This window comes from Candidatus Pelagibacter sp. Uisw_106, from assembly GCF_047724975.1.
In the GTDB taxonomy this organism is placed as follows: domain Bacteria; phylum Pseudomonadota; class Alphaproteobacteria; order Pelagibacterales; family Pelagibacteraceae; genus Pelagibacter.
The window spans coordinates 1290503-1314102 of the sequence record NZ_CP159819.1 but is presented as its reverse complement, the minus strand read 5'-3'; the positions used below and the strand labels follow the sequence as shown (position 1 = coordinate 1314102).

Genomic DNA, 23600 nt, shown 5'->3' with positions numbered 1-23600 from the left:
ATCAACAATTAATAATTTATAGAATTAACATATATCCTTAAATCTAGGGGTTTATTTAATATTGTTAGACAAATGTATATTAATTCTTAACATGTTTAATAATGTTAATAAAAGTGGGTTTTTACAAAGAAAAATAACACGCAAGATTATTTTAAAAAATGATAAAAATAATACTTAATTATCAACATTCTATTCATGAGTAATACATATCAAATATATCTTATTTCAGATTCCACAGGTGAAACATTAGACAGAGTTTTTCTAGCAATTAAAGCTCAATTCAAAAACATAGAATATGATGTTAAATCCTACTTTTTTACAAGAACAGAAAATCAAGTTTCCAAAATAATGGAAGAAGCAAAAAAAAATAATAATGCAATAATTTTATATACAATTGTTGACATTTCTCTTGCAAAGTTTTTAGCAAACAAAGGAGATGAAAAGAAAATTCCATGCTTTAGCGTTTTGGGAAATTTAATAATGAATTTCTCTAAACTTTTAAATCAAAAGGCATCCCACGTCCCGAGTGGACAACATGCTTTGAACGAAGAGTATTATGAAAGAATTGAAGCCATCCAATTTACTATGGCTCATGACGATGGAAATCTTGTTGAAGATGTAAGTAAAGCAGACTTGATATTATTAGGTGTAAGCAGAACAAGCAAAACACCAACATCAATTTATTTAGCCAACAAAGGTTATAAAACTCTTAACATTCCTCTAGTAAACGAACAATCAATACCAGAAAGTATAAAAAAAAATCCTCAGATTTCTTGTGTGGTTGGTTTAACAACTGAACCTCAGAGACTGGTCGATATTAGAAAAAATAGAATGAATGCTCTTAAAGAAAAAGGAAATACGAACTATACAAATATTAGTAAGATAGAAAAAGAAATTAACGAAGCTAAAAAAACATTTACCAAGTACAATTGGCCAACAATTGATGTTACCAGAAAATCAGTAGAGGAAACTGCAGCATCAATAATCAAGATTTATGAAATAAATAAAAATAATGGTTAAAGAAATTATACTTGCATCAAAAAGTGGTGTGAGAAAAAAAATTTTAGAGATAAATAACATTAAGTGTAAAATAATGCTATCTAACGTGGATGAGGATAGTGTTAAAGAAAGTTTATTAAAAGAAAAGGCAACTCCAACAATTATTTCAAAAAACCTAGCAGAATTAAAAGCCAATAAAATTAGCCAAAAATTTATAGAGGAAATGGTGCTTGGAGCAGACAGCGTAATAGATTTAGAAGGTGAAATAATATCAAAGCCAAACGATAGAGTAGAGGCGCTGGAAATACTAAAAAGGATGAATGGAAAAACTCATCAATTGATAAGTTCAGTTTGTATTTCAAAGGGTGGATCGATGATATGGAATTACACCGATAAAGCCTTATTAACCATGAAAAATATGACTTTTTTAGAACTAGAGAATTACTTAAAAAAAATTTCTGATAAAGACCTCTATGCTTATAATGTTTATCAAATTGAAGGCGAAGGAAGGAATTTATTTTCAAAAATAGAAGGGGATGAAGATACGATCATGGGCCTTCCAATTAAAAAAATTAAAGAATATCTCAATATTATAAAATGAAAAAAAAATTTTTGGTTATAGGAAATCCAATTGATCATAGCCTATCGCCAAAACTACATAATTATTGGATCAAGAAATATAGAATTGATGCAGTTTATGAAAAAAAGCTTTTAAATAATAATGAGATAGAAGGCTTAATTTCTAATATTAGAGAAGAAAAAATTCATGGAATAAATATAACAGTACCATTTAAAAAGATGGTTATACCTTTTTTAGATAAATTAAGCACGGAGGCAGAAATTTCTCAATCAGTGAACACAATCTATAAAGAGGATAATAAAATTATAGGTGATAATACTGATATTGAAGGTTTTAAACTTAGTTTAGAAAAAACAGAACTAGAAACTAAAAATAAAAAAGCTCTAATACTTGGGGCAGGTGGGGTTGTCCCTTCAATTATTATTGCGCTCAAAAAAATGCAAGTTGAAAAAATTTATTTAAGCAATCGAACAGAATTAAAAGCAATAGAACTAAAAAAAAATTTTCCAGAAATTGAAACAATTAAATGGGGAGAAACTTTAGATTTTGATATAATCATAAACGCAACAAGTATTGGATTAAAAGAGGAAGATGAAATTAATATTAATTATAAGCAAATAAGCAAAAACAAATTTTTTTATGACATAATTTATAATCCACCAGAAACAAACTTTTTAAAAAATGCAAAAAAGTATGGTGGAACAATAAAAAATGGTAAAATGATGTTTATTTATCAGGCTCAAAAAGCCTTTTTTATTTGGCATAAAGTTGTTCCAAAAGCAGACAATGAAACAATTAATCTTTTAGATATATGATTAAAATTGCAGTGGTAGGAGACATTGGTTCAGGAAAAAGTTATGTTGCTAAACTCTTTGGTTACCCAGTTTTTAATGCTGATAAAGAGGTGGCAAGCATATATAAAAAAAATAAAAATTGTTTTAAAAGATTAAAAAAAAATTTACCTAAATATTTTTCAGTATTTCCAGCAAATAAAATACAAATTATAAAAGCAATAGAGGGTGGTGAAAAAAATTTAGAAAAAATTACGAAAATTATTCATCCAGAAGTTAGAAAGAAATTATCCTTTTTTTTAAAAAAAAATAAAAAAAGAAAAGCCATAATTTTAGATATTCCTCTTTTATTAGAGAATAAATTATACGAAAAAAGCGATATAATAGTTTTTGTTCAGTCAAAAAAAAGTGAGATTATAAAAAGACTAAAAAAGAGAGATAATTTTAACTTAAATTTATATAGTCAATTTAAAAAAATGCAGTTACCACTTAGTTATAAAAAGAAAAAAGCTAATCATATTATTAAAAATAATTTTACCAATAAGCTTGTTAAGATAAGTGTAAAAAAGATTTTAAAAAAAATTATATAAAATGAAAGAAGTAATACTAGATACAGAAACTACAGGACTATCTGTTAGAGATGGACATAGAATTGTAGAAATTGGATGTATTGAATTGGTAAATTTGATACCAACAAAAAATAGATTTCACTGTTATCTTAATCCTGAAAGAAAAGTTTCTGAAAAAGCCCTAGAAGTTCATGGTTATACGGATGAATTTTTATCTACTCACAAAAAATTTGGAGAAATAGTGGATGAGTTTTTGGACTTCATAGATAATAAGAGACTTGTAATACACAACGCTGAATTTGATTTATCCCACTTAAACAACGAATTAGCATTACTAGGTAAGAAAAAACTAAGCAGCGAAAATGTTGTAGACACACTTGCTTTAGCTAGGGATAAATTCCCAGGCTCCCCCATAAGTCTTGATGCATTGTGTAAAAGATACAGAGTAGATAATTCAAAAAGAACACAACATACAGCTCTTATTGACTGTGATCTGTTAGCTAAAGTTTATATTAATCTTCTTGATCAAAAAGAACCAACATTAAATTTTAAAAATGAAGATAATGAAAAAATAATAATAAATTCAAATGATACAAACCAGTATTATAAAAAAGTAGTCAAACCATCAGAGGCAGAACTTAAGCTTCATAGGGAATATTTAAAAAATAATTTAAAGAAAAATTTTTTTAATTAGCTCTTTGTTTATACAATTCGGTAAAATCAACTTTTTTTTCAAATTTTATTCCAGGATACCCAGAGTCAGTTAATAAATTTAAAAATATTCTCTCTAGGTCGGGGTAAATTTTATTAGGCACATCACATAGAATAATTTTTTCCATTTCTTTTTTATCAGAAACTTTTTCATCCACTTTAACTATAGATGTGTAAGTTATTTCAAAATATGCTTTTTTTAAAACTTCAGGTTGGTCTGAAAATTTTATGATTGTATTGACTTCAATAATCCCATCTTTTACTGCCTTTGAATTAATATCAATATTTAATTTATATTTAGAAATTTTATCTCTTACAAATATGTATGTTGGCGTATCAGGTGTTTCACTTGACATATCTTTGATAAAGCTTCCAATAATTTTATAATTTTCTGTCATTTTCATCCTCTATATCTTCAAATTCACCATTAATAAAATCTTGTTTTTTATTAATAGGCCTTTTTTTAATTGATACTTTTTTTAATATCAATTTTCTTGTTGGTGGAAATATTATTAATAAACCCAGAAAGTCAGTTGCAAACCCAGGTAAAATTAAAAGTAATGCTGCAAATGCTAAAGCCGCACCTGAAATAATCTCATAGACTGGTAGTTCTTTTCTTACTATTTGAGACATTCCTGACTTTAGAGCATTAAAACCCTCATATCTGGCGTAGATAACACCAAAAAAAGCCGTAATAAAGATGAGTAAAATCGTGTTAAAGGCTCCGATTTGAGAACCCAACTTGATAAACAAATAAATCTCAATAATAGGAATACCAATTAGCAATAATGAAAATGTGTTCATTTGTCTTTAGTCTAAATTGCTAGTTGTAATTAATCAACATAGTAAATATTATTAAATTATGAGTTATAGTTTTGAATACATCGATATTATTCTTTTAGCAATGATTGCTGGCTTTATCTTTCTTCGTTTAAGAGGAATACTTGGTAAAAAAACAGGTTTTGAAGGGAAAATTCCACCAAAATTTGAAAAAGAATTTCAAAAAACAAATATAGCCCCTAAACTAGTTGGTGAAAATTTTGATGAAGTCTCACAAAAAGAGTTTTTAAAAGGTGCAAAAATTGCTTACGAAACAATTATTACAGATTTTAGTGATAGTGATAACAAGCTGATAGCTAGTAAACCACTTTTAGGTAAAAAAATTTATGATCAATTTAAAGAGGCGCTTGAAGATAGGGCTAGCAAAGGTCATTTTGCTGAAATAACTTTTATAGGGATTAAGTCAGCTGTAATTAAAACTCATAAAAAAATTGAAAATAATTTAGAGGTTACAGTGGATTTTGTTAGTGAGATCATAACATGCATAAAAGATAATGATAAAAAAATTGTGTCAGGAGATAGTGAAAAAATAAAAGTTGTTTATGATACTTGGGTTTTTTCAAAAGATATCAAATCATCAAATCCAAATTGGCTATTAATTGATACTATTACTTAATTGATTAAGAAGATAACAGACAAAGATAAAGAAGATTGGGAAAATTTCCTAAATAACAAAAAAAAAAATCTTAATAAAAATTCTGTAAAAAAAAAAGATATAAACAATCCAGATAAAGACAAGCAGGACTGGGAAAACTTTTTAAATAATAAAGAGAAAATTCCTAATAAAGATTTTGTCCATAAAAAAAATACAAGATATGAAAAGATAAAAAAAATAGATCTTCATGGTTACACGATTGAAGAAGCAAATAAGGCCATAGAACAATTTATTCAAAATTGTTTTGATGAAAATGTTACTAAAATAATTGTGATTACGGGTAAAGGGTTAAGGTCTAAAAATATTGAAAACCCTTACCTTTCAAAGGATTTGAGCATACTAAAATATTCAGTTCCAGAATTTATTGAAAAAAATAAAAGTTTAACACAATTCATTATTGAGATTACAGACGCGAAAATTGAAGATGGTGGCAGTGGAGCTTTTTATGTCTATATTAAAAATAAAAATAAATTTAAGTAGCCATTTAAGAAATTAATACAATCAAGATAAAATTAAATATTTAAAAAAAAAAAAGATTGATAAAAAAATAGATAATCTTTTTAGTTGGATAAAAGGTGCTGAATTGGTTGAACTTAAATCATGTAACATAACAGAGGACCCAGATCGCCCAGAATTTGATGTAATATTTAGAACGAGCTATGGAAGAAAAAATTTTGGTGTAAAACATAAAAAAGAAATAAGTGCAATCATGTGTTTTGGTTTTACTGATGAAGTTCCAAGCATGGTTAAAGAATTAGATTTAATGACAAGAGATGCGTATTTAAGAAGCGTGCGTAGAGATCAAAATATTAGACAAATAGCCATTGCTTATACTATTTGGTCAAAAAAAAGGGCTTGGAAAGTTAATTGTAAAGGAAGTTTTTAAAATGATCAAAAAATCAAATCATTTAAATAGACTTATTACTCTTTCACCACTTACAGAAATGGCTCGTAATTTTCATTTAAATAATGGAGCTATAGAATTTCAGGTTAATGAAGAAACACAAAACTTTGGGTATAAAATTTAAATTTTAAAGAATAAATTTAGATAAATCAGTATCCTTAACAAGTTCATCTAAATTTTGTTTTACATATTTGGAATCTATTATAATTTTTTCACCAGCTCTATCCGTTGCTGTAAAACTAATATCATCTAAAATTCTTTCGATGATAGTGTGTAACCTTCTAGCACCAATATTTTCTACAGTATTGTTAACCTCTGAAGCCATATTAGCAATCGCATCAATACCGTCATCAGAAAATTCTAGCTCAACATTTTCTGTTTTCAAAAGGGCAACATATTGTTTGATCAAACTATAATCTGGTTCTTTAAGAATTCTTTTAAAGTCATCACTAGTTAAAGCTTCAAGTTCAACTCTTATTGGTAATCTACCTTGTAATTCTGGAAGTAAGTCTGAAGGTTTAGCAAGCTGGAATGCACCAGAAGCAATAAATAAAATATGATCAGTTTTAATTGTACCGTATTTTGTGCTTACTGTTGTTCCTTCAATCAAAGGAAGTAGATCTCTTTGTACTCCTTCTCTAGAAACATCTCCACCAGATCTATCTGTTCTTCCTGAAATTTTATCAATTTCATCTAAAAAAACTATTCCATTATTTTCTGTTGAATCTTTTGCTGATTTTATGATTTTGTCTTCTTCTATTAACCTGTCAGCCTCATCGTTAATTAAAATTTCATGAGATTCTTTGACAGTCATTTTCTTCTTTTTCTGTTTATTCCCAACAGATTTTCCAATCATCTCTCCAATATTTATCATTCCAATGTTTGCTCCAGGCATTCCAGGAATTTCAAAAGCAGCTTGAGAGCCACTATCATTTACCGCAATTTCAATTTCGTTGTCATCTAAATCACCATCTCTTAATCTTTTTCTAAAACTTTCTCTAGTAGCAAGGCTTGCTTTATTTCCAACTAGAGCATCCAAAACTTTTTCTTCTGCTAATTTTTGAGCTTTTGCATAAACTTCTTTTCTTTTTTTTACTTTTTCCATCGCGATTGCAATTTCTAGTAGATCTCTTATAATTTGTTCAACATCTCTTCCAACATATCCAACCTCAGTAAACCTTGTAGCCTCTACCTTTACAAAAGGAGCTTCAGCCAACTTAGATAGTCTTCTAGAAATTTCTGTTTTTCCAACCCCTGTTGGTCCGATCATTAAAATATTTTTAGGTAAAACTTCATCTTTCATTTCACCTTTTAAAGCCTGTCTTCTCCATCTATTTCTTAAAGCAATGGCAACTGCTTTTTTAGCTTTATTTTGTCCAACAACATATCTATCTAATTCAGAAACTATTTCTCTAGGTGATAAAGAGCTGACTAAAGAGTTATCTTTCTTTTCAGTTTTTTCTTTTGGAAAAGGTGTAACGTTTGTATCTTTCATCAAATTTTTTCAATTTTAATATTGTTATTAGTGAATACACAAATTTCAGATGCAACTTGAATTGCTTTTCTTGCAACCTCTTCAGCACTCAAATCTGTATCTAATAAAACTTTAGCAGCAGCCAAAGCATAATTTCCACCTGATCCTATACCTATAGCGTCACCCTCTGGTTCTAATACATCACCAGTTCCTGAAATTATAAAGCTATTTTCTTTATCGCCAATAGCCATTAAAGCTTCTAGCCTTCTTAAATATTTGTCAGTTCTCCAGTCTTTTGCTAACTCGACAGCTGCTCTTGGAAGGTTACCAGCATGTTTTTCAAGTTTTGCTTCTAGTCTTTCAAATAAAGTTAATGCATCTGCAGTTGATCCAGCAAACCCAGCTATTACATTTCTTTTTTCAATTTTCCTAACTTTTGCAGCAGTGCTTTTTATAACAGTATTACCCATACTAACCTGGCCATCACCTGCAACCACCACTTCATTGTTTTTTCTAATAAGCACTATTGTAGTCATAGATTATAAATGGATATTAATTTTTATTCTTCAAGTAGTAGATTGCAAATATTGATATAGGCAATTAATCCCTATATACATATTATATATTATGAGCAGAATAGGAAAAGTCTCTAGAAAAACAAAAGAAACCAGCATCAGTGTTGAAGTTAATATTGATGGTAAAGGTCAATATAAAATTGATACTGGAATAGGTTTTTTAGATCACATGCTTGAACAATTATCAAAGCATTCATTGATTGATTTAAAAGTTAAAGCAAAAGGTGATACTCATATAGATCTTCATCACACAACAGAAGACACTGGAATTGCTATAGGTGAAGCTTTAAAAAAAGCACTGAAAGATTTTAAAGGAATTAAAAGATACGCTCATGAAATGATTCCAATGGATGAAACATTAACAAGAGTTGCAATTGATGTTTCAAATAGACCTTATTTAATATGGAAAGTTAAATTAAAAGTAGAAAGACTTGGAGAGATGGACACAGAGCTTTTTAAAGAATGGTTTCAAGCATTTTCTCAATCAGCAGGAATAACTCTGCACATGGAAAATATTTATGGAGATAATAGTCATCATATAATCGAGTCTTGTTTTAAGGCTTTGGCAAGGTCATTAAGAACAGCTTTAGAAATAGACCCTAGAAATAAAAAGAGTATTCCATCAACTAAAGGCTCATTATAAGTTTAATGAATGTCACAATTGTTGATTATAATTCAGGAAACATTAGCTCTGTAATAAATTCCTTTAAAGAAGTTGCTAAAGACAAAGTTAATATCGAAGTAACATCTAATTTAAATAAGATTAAATCAAGCGACAAGATAGTTTTGCCGGGACAGGGATCGTTTAAGAGCTGTGTTGATGCATTAAATAGCATAAATGGCTTAGTAGAGACACTCAATGAGTTTGCAATAATTAATAAAAAACCTCTTCTTGGAATTTGTGTTGGTTTACAGATGTTTGCAGACCTTGGTTATGAAGAAACTGAAACAAAAGGACTTGGTTGGATTTCAGGAAAAGTTTCAAAGATCAATAATCAAAACAATAGATTCAAACTTCCGCACATTGGCTGGAACGAAATTAATATTATTAAAGAAAGCAAAATTTTTAAGGATATAGAAAATAAATCACACATGTATTTTGTACATAGCTATGAATTTATTCCAGATGATAAAAGTGTGATTTCAGCAACAACAGATTATTCATCAAACATTGCTTGTTCTGTTGAAAAAGAAAATATTTTTGGAACCCAATTTCACCCTGAAAAAAGTGATAAAATAGGACTTAAGATTATAGAAAATTTTTTAAATTTATAAATATGAAAATATTTCCAGCTATAGATATTAAAGATAAAAAATGTGTGAGATTAATTAAAGGGGACTTTAATAATAAAACTGAATATGAAACATCACCAGTTGATCAAGCTGGTAAATACAAAGATCATGGCTTTAAAAATTTACACATTGTTGATTTAGATGGTGCCTTAACAGGAGAGACAGTTAACCTGGAAATTATTAAAGAAATAGTTCATAAATTTGATTTAAAAATTGAAGTAGGTGGAGGCGTTAGAACTATTGATAGTATTCAAAAATATACAGATGTAGGAGTTGAAAAAGTTATTTTAGGAAGTGCAGCTATAAAAGATAAAAACTTTTTAAAAGAAGCTTGTCAAAAATTTCCAAATAAAATTGCCCTAGGTCTAGATGCTAAAGATGGATACTTGTCTGTTTCAGGATGGAAGGAAAACTCTAATCAATTGACTTTAGATTTTTTAAAAGAAGTAAATGATTATGGTGCTAGCAGATTAATCTATACAGACATAGATAGAGATGGAACCAAGCAAAGTCCTAATTTTGAAGAAACAATTAATGTTGCAAATGTATCTAATTGCCCAGTAATTATTTCAGGTGGGGTGTCTTCAATTGATGACATTAAAAAAGCAAAAAGTTTAAAAAATATTGAAGGAATAATAGTTGGTAAAGCTATATATGATGGTGATATTAAATTGGACGAATTAGTGAAAGAATTAGATGCTTAAAAATAGAATTATCCCATGTCTTGATGTCAAAAATGGCAGAGTTGTTAAGGGAATTAATTTTGTAGATTTAATGGATGCTGGTGATCCAGTTGAGCAAGCTAAAATTTATAGTGATGGTGGTGCTGATGAGATTTGTTTTTTAGATATTACGGCTTCCAATGAAAATAGAGTCACAATTTATGACGTGGTTGAAAGAACATCTAAAAAATGCTTTGTGCCCTTAACGGTTGGTGGTGGGATTAGGGGAATTGAAGATATTAATAAATTATTAAATTGTGGAGCAGATAAAGTTTCAATCAATACTGCAGCAGTTCAAAATCCTGAAATGATAATTGAAAGTTCAAAAAAATTTGGATCACAATGCATTGTTGTTGCAATAGATGCTAAAAAAAATGGCAATAAATGGGATGTCTTTACCCACGGTGGGAGAAATAACACGAGTGTGGATGTAATAGAATTTGCGAAAAAAATGGAAGATAATGGAGCAGGAGAATTACTAGTTACCTCTATGGATAGAGACGGTACTCAAATTGGTTATGATAATGACTTAATGTTTAAAATATCTTCAACAGTTAACATACCCATAATTGCTTCGGGTGGAGTAGGTAACTTGGATCACCTAGTTGATGGTATAAGGCTTGGGAATGCTAGCGCTGTACTAGCAGCTTCAATTTTTCATTACGGAACACACTCAATTAATGAAGCCAAACAATATTTGAATTCAAAAGGAATTCCCGTTAGGATTTAGACATGTCAGAAAATCTACTAGGTTTAGTAAATACAATTAGAGAGAGAAAAAATAAGGACGCAGATAAATCTTATACTTCATCATTATTATCAGGTGGTTTGTCTAAATGTATAGATAAAATGGAAGAAGAATTTAGTGAACTTAAAGAGGCCCTAAATGATAAATCTAACATAGTTCATGAAGCAGCAGATACAATTTATCATATATTAGTTACACTTGAGGCAGCTAATATTAAATTTGAAGATGTCCTAAAAGAGTTGGAAGACAGAAGAAAACAATCAGGTATTGAAGAAAAGAACAATAGATAATGATCTACGACAAAAATAATATTTTTGCAAAAATTTTGAGAAAAGAAATTCCTTGTAAAAAAATATTTGAAAATGATCATGTTCTTTCTTTTCATGATATTAATCCTCAAAAAAAAATACATGCATTAGTTATTCCAAAAAGTGAATACATTAATTTAGATGATTTTAATAATAGAGCCTCAGACCAAGAGATAGTCGCGTTAAGCAAAGCTATTACAGAAGTTTCAAAAATATTAGGTATATCAACAGATACAGGTAAAGGCTATAGAGCTTTAACAAATTTGAGTGAAGATGGCGGTCAAGAGGTTCCACATTTACACTTCCATTTATTTGGAGGAGAAAAAGTTGGAAAAATGGTTGAGTGACAGAAAAAATTTATCGAAGATATTTAGAGATAAGATCTCTAGATGAATTAAAGGAAGTTAAGAGGCCTGCAGAGAATTACTCTGTAGATCTTGCTGACCCAAATGATTTTCAATTAAATAAATTTTTTTACAAAACTGTTGGTAAGAATTGTCAATGGATAGATAGGCTTATTTGGACAGACTTAAATTGGACAGATTATATCTCTAAAGATCAGTTATTTACATATATACTTAAAGATAAAAGTGAAATAGCTGGCTATTTTGAACTGTTATTTAACAAACAAAGTAAAGAAACCGAAATTGCTTATTTTGGAATTTTGGAAGAATATTATGGAAAAAAATTAGGAGGATATTTGTTAAGTGAAGCAATTAAGTGCTCATTTAATATGGGAAGTGGAAGAGTTTGGGTTCATACTTGTTCCCTAGATCATAAAAATGCGTTAAAAAATTATTTGGCTAGAGGTATGAAAAATTTTAAGTCTGAAACCTTAATCAGATGATTAATTATTTTCAGGTAATTTAAAAATCTTGCTATCTATCTTTTGGTTTTTTTTAACAGAAGAAATAAACGTTATTGATAAATTTTGATAAATATCTTCAGTTTGCCATCCAATTAAATTTAAATCTTTCTTACTGAAAAAAATATTAATTTCATTATTATTCTCAAAAATTTTAAAACTTAAGTATTTGTTGTCTACATCTCTTGGCTCCAACTCCTCTATTTTAGAAATTAGATATTCTTTATCTAGTAAAAATTCTAAAGGAGTTCTGTTAAGTGGATAGCGATAATAACTTCCTTTGTTGCTGGTTTTGATGACTAGAGATTTTCCATTTGATACTAATTTTTTTTTACTAGGATTGTTATATTCACAAAAGATTTTTTTAGGATATTCTATGATACATTTTCCATCTTCACTTTTATCATTAATTGTTTGTAAAAAATTGAAACTTAAATTATTAGTAAGTTTCATTTGAGAAATTATCTTATCTTTTGGTGACGAGTTTGCTGGAATATAAAAACTGAAAAATATTAAAATGATTATTACTCTAAGCATTAAAGAACATCTCTTTTGCCAACATGATTAGCTTTACTCACAATTCCATCGGCCTCCATCATGTCAATAATCCTTGCAGCTCTATTATATCCTATTTGTAATTTTCTTTGTAAAAACGAGGTAGATGCCTTGCCTTCAGATCTAATAATATCAAGTGCTGCCTGGTACAATTCATCTTTATCACCTGAGTTAGATGCTTCTCCACTCAATTCTTTTTCATCTACAAAATTTAAGATTTCATCTATATAATTTGGCTCTGCTTGACTTCTTAAATAATTGTTAACTTTTTCAATCTCACCTTCAGATACAAATGGAGCATGAATTCTAACAATCTTATTTGCAGAAGACATATAAAGCATATCTCCCTTACCAAGTAGCTGTTCCGCACCTTGTTCACCTAAAATTGTTCTACTATCTATTTTTGAAGTTACTTGAAAAGATATTCTTGTTGGAAAATTCGCTTTAATGGTTCCTGTAATAACATCAACACTTGGTCTTTGTGTGGCCATTATAATATGAATTCCAGCAGCTCTTGCCATTTGTGATAATTTCTGAATATAGTTTTCTATCTCTTTTCCAGCAACAAGCATTAGGTCAGACATTTCATCTACCACAACAACAATATAGGGCATAGCCAAAGTGTGCTTAGCATTATAGCCATCAATATTACGTACCCCTTCTTTAGTCATAAGTCGGTATCTATTTTCCATCTCTTTAACAACCCAACCTAAGACAGAAGCAGCTTTTTTTGCCTCAGTGATCACAGGACACAATAAGTGAGGTATGCCTTCATAGGTTGATAATTCAAGCATTTTAGGATCAATTAGTATGAACTTACATTTATCAGGTGTGTGTCTATAAAGTAGAGATAAGATAATAGTATTTATGCAAACAGACTTTCCTGATCCAGTAGTTCCAGCAATTAATAAGTGAGGCATAGCAGCTAAATCCCCCACAATAGGAACACCAGAAATGTTCTTACCTAGCGCAATTGGTAATCTGATATCTTTTTTATTAAAATCAGAGTTAGAAAGTATTTCACTTAAATAAACATTCTCACGACTAGAATTTGGAAGCTCTATACCAATAGTACTTCTTCCAGGTATAGTAGCGATTCTGGCAGATTCAGAGCTAGTGTTTCGAGCAATGTCATCTGAGAGATTGATAATTTTTGATACCTTAACACCAGCTGCTGGCTCAAATTCATTTAGTGTTACCACAGGGCCATGACTAACTTTCTTAATATCTCCACTAACCCCAAAATCTAATAAGATTTTTTCTAAAAAATTACTATCAATATAATCCTCGTCTTTTAATTTTTCTCTATCTTTTTGTGTTGGGATTTTAAGTAAATCAATTGTAGGCAGTTTGAAGCGAATTTTTTTACTAGGAGATTTATTTTCACTTTTAATAAAAGGTAAATCTTCTTGAATTAAATTTGAAATTTCTTCTTGTGGTATAAACTCACTAATTATCTCATTTTTATTAGTGTAGCTCTTTTCTTTTCTTACAAATATTAACCTAAAAAGTTTTTTTATCATTTTATAAAAAGAACTAATTTTAAAATGGATACTAATTAAAAATAAAATTAAAATAATTAAAATTAAGAAGTAGTAAGAAATTTGAGAATTAACACTAATTAAAGAAGTTAAAAAAGTTGTTCCTAAATATTTTCCAATAAAGCCACCATTTCCATTAATATAAAGATTGAAGGCAGTAGGGTAAAAGAAAGAAAAAAATAGAGAACCAAATGAAGAATAAAGAACTGAATAAAAGATATTTTCAAATATTAATAAAATTTTCTTTTTTAGAATTATATTTATGCCAGAAAATATAAGTGTAAATGGAATTAATAAAGCAATTAGTCCAAAAGTTTGAAAAAAAAGATCTGCCGTGTAACTTCCGTTAACACCAAGTAAATTTTTAATTTTAGTATTATCTGGAAAAATAAAATTAGGGTCATCTGGAGAAAAGGTTGCAAGAGAAACCAGCAAAAGAAGGCCAATTATAACAAGAGCAATCCCAGCAGTTTCGATAATTCTATTTATGCCAAAATTAATTGTATTGTTGGCTAATTTTTTAAATTCCATAAATAAATGAGTCTAATTAATCACTTTGTATCATCTAATTTTTATTGTTAAAATTAAAATTATTATGAATGTTTGTATTATTGGTGAAGGTTTAACTGCTCTATCTTTAGCTAAAAGCCTTATAAATAAAAAAATAAATGTTCATTATTATCACAAAAGTAGAAATAGTAATTTTTCTTCCAATAGAACAATAGGAATATCTAAAAGTAATTTTGAATTTTTTAAAAAAAAAATTTTTCAAATTTCAAAAAATAATTACTGGAAAATAAATAGAATAGAAATTTATACAGATAAAGTTGATAAAGAAAATTTATTAAAATTTGAGAATGATAAAAATGATTTATTTTATATAATAAAAAATGACGAACTTTTAAAATCGTTAAAAAGCAACCTTATTAAAAGTAAATTTTTTAAAAAAATAATATTAAAAAATAATATTAATGAAGAGTTTCTAAATAAAAAAGAATATGATTTAATAATTAATTGTGATGCAGGTAATTTTTTAGCAAAAAAGTATTTCACAAAAAAAATTAGTAAAAATTATTATAATCTTGCTTATACCACTATTTTAAATCATAAAAAAATAGAGAATAATACAGCAACTCAAATTTTTACAAAGCAAGGTCCAATTGCATTTTTACCAATCTCTAACATTGAAACATCTGTAGTATATTCAATAGATGTTAAGAATCAAAAATTTGATAATACCGATGTAATAGATTTAATTAATAAAAATAACCCCAAATATAAAATTAATAAAATTGATGAATTAAATAGCTTTGAGTTAAGTTCTTCAAATTTAAGAAACTATCATCATAAAAATATTTTAGCTTTTGGAGACATGCTTCACAGAGTGCACCCATTAGCAGGACAAGGATTTAATATGACAATACGGGATCTTAGGATTTTAAATAAAATTATTGAAGACAAAATTGAATTAGGTATCCAATTAGATTCACTAGTATTAAATGAGTTTGAAAAAAAAACGAAGGATAAAAACTTAATTTTTTCTAAAGCCATAGACTTAATTTATGAAGCTTTCAATCTTGACAAAAAAATTAAAAATAAAAACTTTAGTAAAATTATTAAAAATATTGGAAAAAATAAAAATTTTAATGACTACTTTATTAAGTTCGCAGATACAGGATTAAATTCTTAAGGTTATTGAACAGTTGTGTTGTTAAAGTTGTCATAACTATAAGTGCTCAATATTTCTGAAATTTTATCTTTTCGTGCTTCTAAATTTTTACTTTCTAGTAAAATTTGTTTTTCTTCTAGCGAAAAAGGAGAAGCCATTGCTAGTGCATTTATCGTTTCATTCAAATCTTGTTTTTCTAAAGATTTCCAATTTATAATATATCCCTTTTTTTCAAATAATAATTTTAGGTCTTTAAAAATTAATTCAAGGTCTGAAAATTTAAGTGTTTTACTTTCAGGAGATAAATCCTTTTTAAAATTATCAAAGTTAATTTCAAATACACGATAGGGTTTATCACTTTTTATTTCTTTTGTTATTTCGAAACGAGTTAATCCATTAAGATCAATCAAATACATTCCATCAGATGTATCTTTAAAGTTTGTTATTTTACCCAAGCAACCAACCTTATGTAGGTTAGGAATTAAACCTCTATCATTATTTTTTGGCTGAACTAAGCCAATCAATTTATTTGTTTTCAAGCTATCCTGAATCATTTCTACATATCTTGGTTCAAATATATTTAAAGGGACTGTTGTATGAGGAAATATAATAAAGTTACTAAGTGGAAAAACAGATATTGTTTTTGGTAGATTTTTCATAAAATTTTATTATTAGAATAAGTATTATTCATCTATAATAATTGTACAATGATATTCTGGATAGCATCTTACCCAAAAAGTGGAAATACATGGCTAAGAGCTTTAATTAGTGCCTATTATTATTCTAAAAATGGAGTTTTTAATCAAAACATTTTAAAGAATATAGGACAATTTCCAGAAAAAAAATATCTTGCAGGCTTTGATCATAATCAGAAAGAAGTTGGAGACACGGCAAGATTTTGGATTAAAGCACAAGAAAAAATTAATAAAGATAAAAAACTAAGGTTTTTTAAAACTCATAATATATTTGGTGCAGTTAATAATTCTAATTTTAGTAATAAACAGAATTCAGCAGGATGTATTTATATTGTTAGAGACCCCAGGAATGTAATAACTTCAATAAAAAACCATTATGAACTTGATGATGATAATGCTTTAAAATGGATGATTAATTCAAAAAAATTTATTTATGATGTCGAAAGAGTTGAGCAATATGGTTATAGTGATTTTCAATTTATCAGCTCTTGGAGTATAAACTATAAGTCTTGGAGAGTTCAAAAGGAAATGCCTATAAAAATTATTAGGTATGAGGACTTGCTGAAAGAAACTTATGTTGTTTTTAAAGATGTTATAGAATTTATAAATAAAACTTTACATATAAAAGAAACAATAAATAAAGATAAATTAAAAAATTCTGTTGGATCAACATTTTTTGATAAACTTAAAAATGATGAAAAAAATAATGGTTTTATTGAAGCGGTACATTCAAAAATCAATAAAGAAAAAATTCCTTTTTTTAATTTAGGACCCAATAATGATTGGAAAAAAATTTTAGATAAAAATCAACAAATAAAACTAAATGATACGTTTGAAAAAGATTTGATTGAGCTTGGATACAAATAATAATATTTCAATAAACTTAGTTCTAGAAATAGTCTTTTTGTGATATTTTTAGAAAATTCTTATATTAATTAAAAACTTTATTATTGATTGCATTGAAAAAACCATCTATTTATATTCTCTGATTATAAGCGGGTCTAGCTCATTGGTAGAGCGAATCGTTGCCAACGATTAGGTAGAGGGTTCGATTCCCTTGACCCGCTCCATTAAACATTGCGTTAAGATACCTCTCGACACACTCATGACACAGTTACACTAATTCTTTCACTTAAATACTTGATAAAAGGACTCATCATTTTTTTGTTAAATAAAAGACTTCAATTTTTCTTTAATTTTACAGCTACCTGTTTTGTAGAAAATGAAAATGCTATCACTTCAAAACTAAATCCTGAATTATAACAAAATTCATTTAATGCTTTAAACTCATCTTTTTCCCAATTTTCATTCATTATTAGTTCGTCAAAAACTAAAATTGTTTTGTAGTCAATTACTTTATTTGCATAATTTAAAGCACAAATAGTTGAAGAATATAAATCAGCATCAAAATTTATTAATGATGCCTTAGGCCTTTCTTCCGAAAAGAAATTTGGAAGAGTATCTTCAAATTTTCCAACTATAAATTCTCCACCATCAATTTTAGGTACTACTCCAAAATTAGAATAATTGCCTTTAGGTTCATTATGCCAAGTCTCTGGAATCCCGGTAAAAGTATCAAATCCAAACCCTTTTTTAAAAGTATTAATTAAGTATTGAAAAGAAACTCCATTCCAAACACCAAATTCATAAAAAGGTCTGGATTTTTCACTCACTGCAATTACAGCGTCAAAAAAGTCACATCTATTAAAAAATATTCTTGGTAATTTAGGAAGTGAAAAAATCCACTTAGCTGATCTTGTATATGGATGCTCTGAATTAGATGAAGTGAGCATATCATTAAACAGGTCAAAGTTTCCCTTATAAGCCTCCAATGCACTTATCATGATTTTAGCTTTAGTGTGCTTATTATCAATTTTGTATAATTTTTTAAGTCTTGATAATGCCTCATCCATATCTGAAGCTAAAATATGAGCGTTCCAATAAAAATTTATATTATCGGGATTAATTTCAATACCTTTTTCATAATAAGATAGTGCTTTTTTATATTCTCCCAATTCCTCTAAAATAATTCCGAGATTATTATACGAATTTATATGAGTAGGATTAATTTCTATTGTTTTTTTATAACAAGACATCGCTTTTTGATGATCCCCTAATTCTCTATAAATTATTCCAAGGTTATAATGAGCATTTACAAAATTAGGATTAATTTCTATTGTTTTTTTATAACAAGACACCGCTTTTTGATGATCCCCTAATTCTCTATAAATTATTCCAAGATTGTTATGACCATCAGCAAAGTTTGGATTTATTTTTACTGTTTTGTTGTAAAAACTTTTTGCTGTTTTAGTCTCTCCTAACTGCTTAAATAAACCTCCAAGATTATTAAGTGCATTTATATGGTTAGGATTAATTTTTAAAACTTGATTATAAAAATTTTGAGCTTCTTTAAGGTTATTTTTTATATGATTTTTTACCGCAAGGTTAAAAGTTTCATCAATTTTTAAATCTTGATTCATACCTATATAATTACTGTATATAATTACTGTATATAATTTCCTTAGATTAATAAGTGCCAAAATTAATAAAATCAAATTAAATTTCTGACTCACTTTCGACTCATGAAGCCTGCGTTTATGATCATTTGACTTAAAATAAACGCTAAAATATAATATTTTTTAATGAATGATAATATTTACCAACGATTAGTTAGAGGGTTCGATTCCCTTGACCCGCTCCATGAGAATTAAAATATAGTTTATGTATCAAAATATTATAACTCAATATTTTCAAAATTTTATTAAAAATAAAGATATTAGAAATTTCCAAAATAATTATTATTATTATTTACTTTTTAGATTGGTTAGAAGATATCTTAATAGTTATTTAGAAGTAAAGATTTTTAACTTTAAAATTTTAGCAAGTAATAAAAAAAATAAAACTTCGCACGCACTCTTAAAAAAATGTGATTTTGATGATCAGAGTGAGCTACAATTGATAAATTTAATTTCTAAAAAAAGAAAAGTTCTTTTAATAGATTGTGGTTGTAACTATGGTTTTTATTCTTTTTATACAGCCTCATTATCAAAGCAAAACTTAGTAATAGCTGTGGAGGCGTCGCCAACTACTGCTAAAGATTTCAAAAAAAATCTTAATTTGAATAAGTTTAGCAATATTGTTTTAAAAAAATTAGCTATTTCAAGTATTGATAATATGACCGTTCCTTTTAATGAAAGCAAAAATGACTGGGAAAGTTCATTAACACATAATGAATTTGATAAAAAAAGAGTTATAAAAATTAAAACTCAAAAAATAGATACAATTTTAAAAAATCAAAAAATAGATGATTATTTCTTATTTATAAAACTCGATATTGAAGGAAATGAATTACAAGCTATTGAGGGAGCTAAGAATACCATTAAAAAATTCAATCCAATTATCATAATTGAATTATCAAGCTATATATTAAAAAAAAATAAAGATTTTGACTATCTTAAATTTTTTTTAAAAGAATTTGATTACAATATTTATGATACAAAAAAAAAATTAGTGCCGGTAAATGATATAATTAATCTAATCAAAAAATTAGATACACAACATAAAACAATTGGTAATTATTATTTAATAAACAATGGAATTAAATCACAAATTTTTTAAAAATGAACGATGATTTATTAAATAAAAAATGTGTACCGTGTGAGGGTGGAATTTTACCTTTTGATATTAGTGAAATTCATAAATATCAAAAAAAAGTTGATGGTTGGGATGTCAAAAAAAAAACAAAAGAAATATACTTTTTAGAGAAAAATTTTATCTTTAAGAATTTTATTAATAGTCAAAATTTTATAAATAAAGTTAGTGAAATATCAGAAAATGAAAATCATCACCCAGATATTTCATTTGGTTGGGGATATGCTAAAATTATAATTACCACTCACGCGATAGAGGGACTGTCAGAAAATGATTTTATTTTAGCTGCTAAAATTGATCAAATTCTCAATGCCTAAAATGTCTTGTTTTAGAAAAAACTAAAATAGTACCAGTTTGGTTTGCAAATTTTATTATCTCTTTATCTCTAATTGATCCAGAAGGTTGTATTACAGCTGAAACCCCTGACTGTACCAATTTTTCAATACCATCTACAAATGGAAAAAATGCATCAGAGGCTGCCACAACATCTTCTTTTAAGTTTTGAAATTTATTCATTTTATCTATAGCAATTTGACAGCTATCAAGTCTACTAGGTTGCCCTGAACCAATACCAACGGTTGCTTCCTGACTGGCAAGTACAATTGCATTAGATTTTACGTATCTACAAACATTAAATGCAAAAATTAAATTTTTCAATTGGGATTTATTAGGTTTTTGTTTTGAAACAACTTTAAAATCTTTAAGTTCAAATACTTTTAAATCTTCAGATTGTGTTAAAATCGATTCATTCATGGAGCCGAATTTAATTAAATCTTTCATTATAAATTCTGAAGCATCAATAATTCTCATATTTTTTTTCTTTTTTAAAATTTTTAAAGCATCAGCTTCAAAACCATTGGCAATGACAACTTCTAAGAAAATTTTATTAAGCTTTAATGCTAGAGCTTTATTTATTTTGTAATTACATGAAACAATACCACCAAAAGCACTAACCGGATCAGAAGCAAGAGCCAATGTATAACTTTTCAAACTATCTTTATTGATCGAAACACCACAAGGATTAGCGTGTTTAACTATAACCGTTCCCAAATTTTTTGGTAAAGATTTAGATATTGTTAATGCAGAAAAAATATCATTATAATTATTATAACTTAATTGTTTACCATGAATTTGTTTAATATTAAGATTTTTAGTTTTAGAATAAATTGCAGCTTCTTGATGTGGATTTTCTCCATATCTTAATTTTTCAATTAAGTTTCCATAAATAATTTTTTTTTGGGGGAAAATGTTTTTTTTGAATTTGTTAAAATAGTTAGAAATTACAGCATCATAATAAGCCGTTTCTGAGAAGGCCTCTATAGACATCTCTTCTCTAAACTCAATAGATGTTGATCCTTTATTATTTTCTAATTCATCAATTAGAGCCTCATATTGATTTGAAGATGTAATAACCGTAACGTCGTTATAGTTTTTTGCTGCTGCCCTAACCATAGTGGGACCTCCAACATCAATATTTTCTATTATTTTTGAATGATTGGTTGTTTGCTCCATAGTTTTTTCAAAAGGATAAAAGTTAACAATAACAAGGTCAATTTCATCATATTGATTAGCTTTTAGTTCCTTAGTGTGAGATTTGTCATTCCTTATACTTAATATACCTGCATGAATTTTTGGGTGAAGTGTTTTAACTCTTCCACTAAGAATTTCTGGTGAACCAGTATACTCTGAAACTTCTTGGCATTTAAATTTAAGCTTCTTTATTTCTTTATAAGTGCCTCCAGAACTAATTAACTCAATTTTGTATTTAGCTAAAACTTTTAAAAGGCTGCCTAAATTTTTTTTATCAGATACTGAAATAAGAGCTTTTTTTATTTTTTTCATTATAATTTTGTGATTTCCCATCTTATAGTTTGATTTTCTTCATTAGTCATTCCCGAAATAAATATATTTTGATTATTTGTGAAAGAATTTTTTTTACCAAAATATAACCCTTTATCAATATTCATCACTGAGTTTTCTGAGCTAAGCTTCCAGCCCTCTCCATCAAGATCTATAAGTATTGATTTACCATCTTGTGTTTTCATTACTTTAACACTTGGTTCTAAGTGAAATCTAATTTCAAATTTTAAATTTCTAATACCTTTATTAGAAATAATTTTGTCATGTCCAATAAATTTTAATTGTTCAGGGTAGAATTCTATTTCTCGATCATGAATAATGCCATGTAGTTTTAAATAACCATCATGAGAAGCATTAATTTTCCAATAATTTTTTTCAAACACTATCTTTTTTTTTAATATTCTTAAGCCTTGGTTAATTTTAGATTTTTTGTCTCTAAGATGTTTAAAACTACAAGATGATTTATCATTTACAATTAGTGTGCTATGGACAGCACTTGATTTAGATACTTCATTTAATTGGTGATTAACTTTTTGAAAATAACCACAATTACTAATTAATTTTTTACCACTTGATAATATTTCAAAAGATAAAGCTCCAGCTTGATAATTTGAAGATAGTTTTATATTTGGACTTGATCCAATATCCATTATTAGAGAATTTTTTTTATTGTTAAGAATTGCATATCCACCTAATTCATTATTTTGATTTTTAAAGCTATATCCAAGTCTTTTTAAATAAAGGTCGAAATTATCATTATTTGTTTTGTGATTACCATTAAAGAGAAAATCTATTTTATTGTTTTGCCAAATAAAGGCGTAAGCCTGACCCAAATAATATATATTTTCATTTATAAAATTAGGTATTTCATTTTGAGATTCTTTGAACCACTCTCTAATTAATATAAAATATTTTAAATAAAAGCTTAACTGCCTGACATTTCTTGATTTCGGAAAACCATCATTATCCAACGAGTATTTTGCTAATTTTTTCAATAAATTTAACCCAGTATCTAAATAACTATTATTCTGAGGGTAGGATAGGCCAGTTAAGATGATAGCAGCGCAGCCTACAATATTATCATTAATTGATTCAGAGGTTTCGATTTCATTAATAAGATGATTGATTTGCTTCTTTATGATGCTATTAAATTTGTCTTTATAGTCAATACTTCCATCTTCATAGGTAAGTCTTGAATTTGAAATCCAAGCTATAATTCTTTTTCCGATTATATTAATTTTCCAATTTTTGGAGTTGTACCTATCATTTGTATTAATCCATTGATAAATAACATTTTGGGTGTCTTTTTTTGAAGATCTAAGATCTAGGCTAAATAACCAAAAAAAACTGTTTAAATTTTGTTGATCCTTTTCTTTTAAATTTGGATTGCTCCAAATTTCATTTAATGAATAATTTTCTATATTAATCTTTTTTTTTTCATATTTTATAAGACAATCTAACAAGCTAGGGCTTGACTGATATTCCATTAACTCAATAGAAGAGGGTGTAATTTTTTTATTATAGAGATTAGAGTTTAAATAAAAATGACGAATTTTCTTTTTAATAAGCTTAAATGAATTTTTTAAGATCATTAT

At 27.4% G+C, this 23600-nt stretch carries 30 protein-coding genes and 1 tRNA gene; 21 read left to right on the top strand and 10 right to left on the bottom strand.

Annotated features, from left to right (window positions below; all coding sequences use genetic code 11):
* Positions 1-195 precede the first annotated feature (195 nt).
* From ABXT45_RS07245 to dnaQ, 5 genes are read left to right on the top strand one after another with little or no spacing between them, the layout of a single operon-like run.
* Positions 196-1020, top strand: coding sequence for a pyruvate, water dikinase regulatory protein (locus tag ABXT45_RS07245; protein ID WP_415313473.1), 825 nt, complete (start codon positions 196-198; stop codon positions 1018-1020).
* Entirely contained in the window at positions 1013-1600 is a 588-nt protein-coding gene (locus ABXT45_RS07240) for a Maf family protein (RefSeq protein ID WP_415313471.1), read from the top strand. The genes ABXT45_RS07245 and ABXT45_RS07240 overlap by 8 nt, the downstream gene beginning before the upstream one ends.
* A complete protein-coding gene (aroE, locus tag ABXT45_RS07235; protein WP_415313470.1) occupies positions 1597-2394 on the top strand; it encodes a shikimate dehydrogenase in 798 nt (265 codons plus the stop codon). The genes ABXT45_RS07240 and aroE overlap by 4 nt, the downstream gene beginning before the upstream one ends.
* Positions 2391-2960, top strand: a complete 570-nt coding sequence (gene coaE, locus ABXT45_RS07230; protein WP_415313469.1) for a dephospho-CoA kinase — start codon at positions 2391-2393, stop codon at positions 2958-2960. Before aroE ends, coaE begins: the two co-directional genes overlap by 4 nt.
* 1 nt (position 2961) lies before the next feature.
* Positions 2962-3633 carry a DNA polymerase III subunit epsilon gene (gene dnaQ / locus ABXT45_RS07225; protein ID WP_415313467.1) on the top strand — a complete coding sequence of 224 codons (672 nt, stop codon included), beginning with the start codon at positions 2962-2964 and terminating at the stop codon, positions 3631-3633.
* On the opposite strand, the gene ABXT45_RS07220 is transcribed toward dnaQ, so the two are convergent.
* Together ABXT45_RS07220 and ABXT45_RS07215 are read right to left on the bottom strand one after the other, a co-directional pair.
* Entirely contained in the window at positions 3626-4048 is a 423-nt protein-coding gene (locus tag ABXT45_RS07220) for a protein-export chaperone SecB (protein ID WP_415313465.1), read from the bottom strand. The two genes, dnaQ and ABXT45_RS07220, sit on opposite strands and share 8 nt — an antisense overlap.
* On the bottom strand, positions 4032-4454 hold the full coding sequence (locus tag ABXT45_RS07215) for an FxsA family protein (protein ID WP_415313464.1): 423 nt from the start codon (positions 4452-4454) through the stop codon (positions 4032-4034). Before ABXT45_RS07215 ends, ABXT45_RS07220 begins: the two co-directional genes overlap by 17 nt.
* Before the next feature lie 58 nt (positions 4455-4512).
* Between ABXT45_RS07215 and ABXT45_RS07210 the strand changes: the two genes are divergently transcribed.
* From ABXT45_RS07210 to ABXT45_RS07195, 4 genes are all read left to right on the top strand, one after another.
* A complete protein-coding gene (locus ABXT45_RS07210) occupies positions 4513-5106 on the top strand; it encodes a Tim44/TimA family putative adaptor protein (RefSeq protein WP_415313462.1) in 594 nt (197 codons plus the stop codon).
* The gene (locus ABXT45_RS07205; RefSeq protein ID WP_415313460.1) at positions 5107-5625 is read left to right on the top strand and encodes a Smr/MutS family protein; all 519 of its coding nucleotides are present in this window, start codon (positions 5107-5109) and stop codon (positions 5623-5625) included.
* Positions 5626-5728: 103 nt separating this feature from the next.
* Entirely contained in the window at positions 5729-6031 is a 303-nt protein-coding gene (locus tag ABXT45_RS07200) for a hypothetical protein (RefSeq protein WP_415313458.1), read from the top strand.
* A gap of 1 nt (position 6032) precedes the next feature.
* Complete coding sequence (locus ABXT45_RS07195) at positions 6033-6173, top strand: hypothetical protein (RefSeq protein WP_415313457.1); 141 nt, start codon at positions 6033-6035, stop codon at positions 6171-6173.
* Positions 6174-6176: 3 nt separating this feature from the next.
* On the opposite strand, the gene hslU is transcribed toward ABXT45_RS07195, so the two are convergent.
* Together hslU and hslV are read right to left on the bottom strand one after the other, a co-directional pair.
* Complete coding sequence (gene hslU, locus ABXT45_RS07190) at positions 6177-7544, bottom strand: ATP-dependent protease ATPase subunit HslU (RefSeq protein WP_415313456.1); 1368 nt, start codon at positions 7542-7544, stop codon at positions 6177-6179.
* Positions 7544-8059, bottom strand: a complete 516-nt coding sequence (gene hslV, locus ABXT45_RS07185; RefSeq protein ID WP_011281633.1) for an ATP-dependent protease subunit HslV — start codon at positions 8057-8059, stop codon at positions 7544-7546. The genes hslU and hslV overlap by 1 nt, the downstream gene beginning before the upstream one ends.
* A 91-nt stretch (positions 8060-8150) precedes the next feature.
* On the opposite strand from hslV, the gene hisB reads away from it, so the two are divergent.
* From hisB to ABXT45_RS07150, 7 genes are read left to right on the top strand one after another with little or no spacing between them, the layout of a single operon-like run.
* Positions 8151-8741: an imidazoleglycerol-phosphate dehydratase HisB gene (gene hisB, locus ABXT45_RS07180; protein ID WP_415313454.1), complete on the top strand. Its 591-nt coding sequence runs from the start codon at positions 8151-8153 to the stop codon at positions 8739-8741.
* Positions 8742-8746: 5 nt separating this feature from the next.
* Positions 8747-9373, top strand: a complete 627-nt coding sequence (gene hisH, locus ABXT45_RS07175; protein ID WP_415313452.1) for an imidazole glycerol phosphate synthase subunit HisH — start codon at positions 8747-8749, stop codon at positions 9371-9373.
* Positions 9374-9375: 2 nt separating this feature from the next.
* Positions 9376-10095 carry a 1-(5-phosphoribosyl)-5-[(5-phosphoribosylamino)methylideneamino]imidazole-4-carboxamide isomerase gene (gene hisA, locus ABXT45_RS07170; RefSeq protein WP_415313450.1) on the top strand — a complete coding sequence of 240 codons (720 nt, stop codon included), beginning with the start codon at positions 9376-9378 and terminating at the stop codon, positions 10093-10095.
* Positions 10088-10843, top strand: a complete 756-nt coding sequence (gene hisF, locus ABXT45_RS07165) for an imidazole glycerol phosphate synthase subunit HisF (RefSeq protein ID WP_415313449.1) — start codon at positions 10088-10090, stop codon at positions 10841-10843. The genes hisA and hisF overlap by 8 nt, the downstream gene beginning before the upstream one ends.
* A gap of 2 nt (positions 10844-10845) precedes the next feature.
* On the top strand, positions 10846-11151 hold the full coding sequence (gene hisE, locus ABXT45_RS07160) for a phosphoribosyl-ATP diphosphatase (protein WP_415313448.1): 306 nt from the start codon (positions 10846-10848) through the stop codon (positions 11149-11151).
* Complete coding sequence (locus ABXT45_RS07155; RefSeq protein ID WP_415313446.1) at positions 11151-11516, top strand: HIT domain-containing protein; 366 nt, start codon at positions 11151-11153, stop codon at positions 11514-11516. Before hisE ends, ABXT45_RS07155 begins: the two co-directional genes overlap by 1 nt.
* Positions 11513-12016 (top strand): GNAT family N-acetyltransferase, encoded by a 504-nt coding sequence (locus ABXT45_RS07150; protein ID WP_415313445.1) that lies wholly within the window; start codon positions 11513-11515, stop codon positions 12014-12016. The genes ABXT45_RS07155 and ABXT45_RS07150 overlap by 4 nt, the downstream gene beginning before the upstream one ends.
* Here the strand turns inward: ABXT45_RS07150 and ABXT45_RS07145 are convergent, their stop codons facing one another.
* On the bottom strand, positions 12017-12571 hold the full coding sequence (locus ABXT45_RS07145) for a LolA family protein (RefSeq protein WP_415313443.1): 555 nt from the start codon (positions 12569-12571) through the stop codon (positions 12017-12019).
* Entirely contained in the window at positions 12571-14661 is a 2091-nt protein-coding gene (locus tag ABXT45_RS07140) for a DNA translocase FtsK 4TM domain-containing protein (protein ID WP_415313442.1), read from the bottom strand. The genes ABXT45_RS07145 and ABXT45_RS07140 overlap by 1 nt, the downstream gene beginning before the upstream one ends.
* Positions 14662-14725: 64 nt before the next feature.
* Here ABXT45_RS07140 and ABXT45_RS07135 point away from each other — a divergent pair, with 64 nt between their 5' ends.
* Positions 14726-15820: an FAD-dependent monooxygenase gene (locus ABXT45_RS07135; RefSeq protein ID WP_415313440.1), complete on the top strand. Its 1095-nt coding sequence runs from the start codon at positions 14726-14728 to the stop codon at positions 15818-15820.
* A 2-nt stretch (positions 15821-15822) separates the two neighbouring features.
* Here ABXT45_RS07135 and ABXT45_RS07130 read toward each other — a convergent pair whose 3' ends face one another.
* Positions 15823-16458 carry an LON peptidase substrate-binding domain-containing protein gene (locus ABXT45_RS07130; RefSeq protein ID WP_415313438.1) on the bottom strand — a complete coding sequence of 212 codons (636 nt, stop codon included), beginning with the start codon at positions 16456-16458 and terminating at the stop codon, positions 15823-15825.
* A 48-nt stretch (positions 16459-16506) separates the two neighbouring features.
* Here ABXT45_RS07130 and ABXT45_RS07125 point away from each other — a divergent pair, with 48 nt between their 5' ends.
* Both ABXT45_RS07125 and ABXT45_RS07120 read left to right on the top strand, forming a co-directional pair.
* The gene (locus tag ABXT45_RS07125) at positions 16507-17361 is read left to right on the top strand and encodes a sulfotransferase domain-containing protein (RefSeq protein ID WP_415313437.1); all 855 of its coding nucleotides are present in this window, start codon (positions 16507-16509) and stop codon (positions 17359-17361) included.
* 128 nt (positions 17362-17489) lie between these two features.
* A tRNA-Gly gene (locus tag ABXT45_RS07120) sits at positions 17490-17564 on the top strand.
* A 111-nt stretch (positions 17565-17675) separates the two neighbouring features.
* Here the strand turns inward: ABXT45_RS07120 and ABXT45_RS07115 are convergent.
* Complete coding sequence (locus tag ABXT45_RS07115) at positions 17676-18974, bottom strand: protein arginine N-methyltransferase (RefSeq protein ID WP_415313436.1); 1299 nt, start codon at positions 18972-18974, stop codon at positions 17676-17678.
* A 241-nt stretch (positions 18975-19215) separates the two neighbouring features.
* Between ABXT45_RS07115 and ABXT45_RS07110 the strand changes: the two genes are divergently transcribed.
* A complete protein-coding gene (locus ABXT45_RS07110) occupies positions 19216-20112 on the top strand; it encodes an FkbM family methyltransferase (RefSeq protein WP_415313435.1) in 897 nt (298 codons plus the stop codon).
* A gap of 2 nt (positions 20113-20114) precedes the next feature.
* On the top strand, positions 20115-20462 hold the full coding sequence (locus tag ABXT45_RS07105) for a 4a-hydroxytetrahydrobiopterin dehydratase (RefSeq protein WP_415313433.1): 348 nt from the start codon (positions 20115-20117) through the stop codon (positions 20460-20462).
* Here the strand turns inward: ABXT45_RS07105 and purH are convergent.
* Both purH and ABXT45_RS07095 read right to left on the bottom strand, forming a co-directional pair.
* A complete protein-coding gene (gene purH, locus ABXT45_RS07100) occupies positions 20452-22008 on the bottom strand; it encodes a bifunctional phosphoribosylaminoimidazolecarboxamide formyltransferase/IMP cyclohydrolase (protein ID WP_415313431.1) in 1557 nt (518 codons plus the stop codon). The genes ABXT45_RS07105 and purH overlap by 11 nt on opposite strands.
* Positions 21987-23597, bottom strand: a complete 1611-nt coding sequence (locus ABXT45_RS07095) for a heparinase II/III-family protein (protein WP_415313430.1) — start codon at positions 23595-23597, stop codon at positions 21987-21989. Before ABXT45_RS07095 ends, purH begins: the two co-directional genes overlap by 22 nt.
* Between the last annotated feature and the right edge of the window lie 3 nt (positions 23598-23600).

Coding starts and splice junctions, on each gene's coding strand:
- ABXT45_RS07245 (WP_415313473.1), top strand. CDS start 196: ATGAGTAATACATATCAAATATATCTTATTTCAGATTCCACAGGTGAA.
- ABXT45_RS07240 (WP_415313471.1), top strand. CDS start 1,013: ATGGTTAAAGAAATTATACTTGCATCAAAAAGTGGTGTGAGAAAAAAA.
- aroE (WP_415313470.1), top strand. CDS start 1,597: ATGAAAAAAAAATTTTTGGTTATAGGAAATCCAATTGATCATAGCCTA.
- coaE (WP_415313469.1), top strand. CDS start 2,391: ATGATTAAAATTGCAGTGGTAGGAGACATTGGTTCAGGAAAAAGTTAT.
- dnaQ (WP_415313467.1), top strand. CDS start 2,962: ATGAAAGAAGTAATACTAGATACAGAAACTACAGGACTATCTGTTAGA.
- ABXT45_RS07220 (WP_415313465.1), bottom strand. CDS start 4,048: ATGACAGAAAATTATAAAATTATTGGAAGCTTTATCAAAGATATGTCA.
- ABXT45_RS07215 (WP_415313464.1), bottom strand. CDS start 4,454: ATGAACACATTTTCATTATTGCTAATTGGTATTCCTATTATTGAGATT.
- ABXT45_RS07210 (WP_415313462.1), top strand. CDS start 4,513: ATGAGTTATAGTTTTGAATACATCGATATTATTCTTTTAGCAATGATT.
- ABXT45_RS07195 (WP_415313457.1), top strand. CDS start 6,033: ATGATCAAAAAATCAAATCATTTAAATAGACTTATTACTCTTTCACCA.
- hslU (WP_415313456.1), bottom strand. CDS start 7,544: ATGAAAGATACAAACGTTACACCTTTTCCAAAAGAAAAAACTGAAAAG.
- hslV (WP_011281633.1), bottom strand. CDS start 8,059: ATGACTACAATAGTGCTTATTAGAAAAAACAATGAAGTGGTGGTTGCA.
- hisB (WP_415313454.1), top strand. CDS start 8,151: ATGAGCAGAATAGGAAAAGTCTCTAGAAAAACAAAAGAAACCAGCATC.
- hisH (WP_415313452.1), top strand. CDS start 8,747: ATGAATGTCACAATTGTTGATTATAATTCAGGAAACATTAGCTCTGTA.
- hisA (WP_415313450.1), top strand. CDS start 9,376: ATGAAAATATTTCCAGCTATAGATATTAAAGATAAAAAATGTGTGAGA.
- hisF (WP_415313449.1), top strand. CDS start 10,088: ATGCTTAAAAATAGAATTATCCCATGTCTTGATGTCAAAAATGGCAGA.
- hisE (WP_415313448.1), top strand. CDS start 10,846: ATGTCAGAAAATCTACTAGGTTTAGTAAATACAATTAGAGAGAGAAAA.
- ABXT45_RS07155 (WP_415313446.1), top strand. CDS start 11,151: ATGATCTACGACAAAAATAATATTTTTGCAAAAATTTTGAGAAAAGAA.
- ABXT45_RS07145 (WP_415313443.1), bottom strand. CDS start 12,571: ATGCTTAGAGTAATAATCATTTTAATATTTTTCAGTTTTTATATTCCA.
- ABXT45_RS07140 (WP_415313442.1), bottom strand. CDS start 14,661: ATGGAATTTAAAAAATTAGCCAACAATACAATTAATTTTGGCATAAAT.
- ABXT45_RS07135 (WP_415313440.1), top strand. CDS start 14,726: ATGAATGTTTGTATTATTGGTGAAGGTTTAACTGCTCTATCTTTAGCT.
- ABXT45_RS07130 (WP_415313438.1), bottom strand. CDS start 16,458: ATGAAAAATCTACCAAAAACAATATCTGTTTTTCCACTTAGTAACTTT.
- ABXT45_RS07125 (WP_415313437.1), top strand. CDS start 16,507: ATGATATTCTGGATAGCATCTTACCCAAAAAGTGGAAATACATGGCTA.
- ABXT45_RS07115 (WP_415313436.1), bottom strand. CDS start 18,974: ATGAATCAAGATTTAAAAATTGATGAAACTTTTAACCTTGCGGTAAAA.
- ABXT45_RS07110 (WP_415313435.1), top strand. CDS start 19,216: ATGTATCAAAATATTATAACTCAATATTTTCAAAATTTTATTAAAAAT.
- ABXT45_RS07105 (WP_415313433.1), top strand. CDS start 20,115: ATGAACGATGATTTATTAAATAAAAAATGTGTACCGTGTGAGGGTGGA.
- purH (WP_415313431.1), bottom strand. CDS start 22,008: ATGGGAAATCACAAAATTATAATGAAAAAAATAAAAAAAGCTCTTATT.
- ABXT45_RS07095 (WP_415313430.1), bottom strand. CDS start 23,597: ATGATCTTAAAAAATTCATTTAAGCTTATTAAAAAGAAAATTCGTCAT.